Annotated in this window: 1 protein-coding gene and 1 pseudogene; both read left to right on the plus strand. The window is 56.7% G+C overall.

Annotation, left to right across the window (positions count from 1 at the left end; all coding sequences use genetic code 11):
- Positions 1 to 518: 518 nt before the first annotated feature.
- A pseudogene (locus KIH77_RS10650) lies at positions 519 to 584 on the plus strand (zinc-ribbon domain-containing protein); the annotation flags it as partial.
- A gap of 237 nt (positions 585 to 821) precedes the next feature.
- Positions 822 to 1,787 (plus strand): DUF6273 domain-containing protein, encoded by a 966-nt coding sequence (locus tag KIH77_RS10575; protein ID WP_308283373.1) that lies wholly within the window; start codon positions 822 to 824, stop codon positions 1,785 to 1,787.
- Positions 1,788 to 2,063 lie beyond the last annotated feature (276 nt).

Consider the following 2,063-nt stretch of genomic DNA (forward strand, 5'->3'; position numbering starts at 1 on the left):
AAAACCTGAACCATCCGTGCCGGGCAGCAAGAGATAAACATACACGACCCCAACCAACAACGCAAACCAACCCAAAACCAACCCACCAAAAACGTTGAAAACAAACGCCTCCCCCGGCGTGTCGCAATCAAGCATTTTTTCACGTCTACGGCCAGTATACGACGCACAATCATCGAAAAAAGTCGTCTTCCCATCCCCCGGACGGCGTGTCGCCCGATATTCATTCCCCATTTACCTGAATACAGACGATGCCACCGGCCGCATACGTATACAACAGGAGTACACAGGAGTACGCCATTACATCCAATACGCCATTATTGTCGGAAATATCTTCCACATGATGTCTCTCGTCATGCGGCGTCATACGTCGGCCGCGCACGGCAATATCCAGCAGAGAACGGTATGTGTAATTCGTTTTGCACTAGACCCCCGGTAATGCCTACTCTGGAAGCAGACAGCCGGCGGGCAACGTCACGGCAGCACTGTCGACAGCAGAGAGGCACTGGCAGGGGGCAACCATGAGATTCTGTGAAAACTGCGGAAGCCGAATCGTCGAAGGCAGCAAATTCTGCGAAAACTGCGGATATGCCGTGAACGATTACGATGAGGCCCTGGGAGCAACGTTGCCAGCAGGCAAAGGGCAAAACGAGGCCGGCTGCGAACAACAGCCGGAAACCGTATTGCGTCCCACCGCAAGATGGTCAATATCGACAACATCAAAGCCAACGTCGCCGTTACCTACACCTACACCTACACCTACACCGTCATCGACGACGGCCTCACGTGACAACCGTCCCTTTCTCATCATCGGTATCTGCGCAGTGGCCGCCATAGCCTTGATTGCGGCGGTGGCCTTCGGCGTACCGGCCGTCAAACATCAAAGCTGGCGTGAGATCATGACCGGCAGCAACGGAGAATCGAGCCTCTCCACGAGTTCCGGCAGCTCCGATAACGCCGGCAACGCCACGCCAGAACAGGAGTCCTCGCCGTCCACGACAATCACGGCGAAGCGTCAACTCGCCGACTATTCGTGGGATGAACTGAGCCGTATCTCCACGCAGATATCCAATGCCTCCTCCGACAGCGAGGCACTTGACATCGCCGAACGGTTCAATCTGACCGACGCAAGCGGAAAGCTTTCCAGCGCACAGACCAAGGACGTACAGCTGACCGATGGCACGTCAATTCCCGTTCGCATAGCCGGATTCCGCCAGGATGTTGCGTCGGATGGTTCTTTAGCCGGCATCACCTTCATCGCATCGACCTCGTTGACGACACGATCCATGAACTCATCGAAGAACAGCAACGGCGGATGGCAGCAGAGCAATATGCGCAGCTGGCTGAACGACAATCTGCTGGACCAATTCGACTCGGACGTCCGTAACCATATCGTCACGGCACGAAAGCCATCGAATGGAGTAGGCGTGACCGATGATCCACGCAGCGTCACGACTTCCGAGGACAAGATTTGGCTGCCGTCCCTTACCGAAATAGGCGGGACGATTCCTCGTAGCGACTACGAACAAGGCTCCGAATACGTGGCAGACGTCTTCAACGCAGAGGGCGCCGCGAAAGACGGGCCACAATATCAGCTTTTCTCCAATCTCGGCGTCAACCAGAGTGACCCCTCCGGAGTGCTGCGCCCATCCAACAATCATGGATGGTGGCTGCGTTCCGCGAGCCCGCGTCGCGATGGCCGTTTCATGACCATCCGATCCGACGGGACACCAGGATATGGAGCGGATGCCGATGACGACGGCAACGTCATGATCGGTTTCTGCCTGTGACGGAGGAAAACGGATGCCGATACCCCCGTGTCATCGTGAGTGAGCGAAGCGAGCCGAAGAATCCGGGGGTGGCATGGATGCCATGCGGACATATGAAAAAGGGGGAGTCCCGGTGGCGTTGCCGCCGCCGGTGGCTCCCCCTTGTGAAGTGGATATGGGAAAACCCCAAACCATTGGTTTGGGGTTTTCGTAACGTGTGTTGCGGCGGTGTGCTACTCTCCCACACCCTGTCGGGTGCAGTACCATCGCCGTGCCGGGTCTTAGCTTCCGGGTTCG

This window comes from Bifidobacterium pluvialisilvae (genome assembly GCF_019331695.1).
Classification (GTDB): Bacteria; Actinomycetota; Actinomycetes; order Actinomycetales; family Bifidobacteriaceae; genus Galliscardovia; species Galliscardovia pluvialisilvae.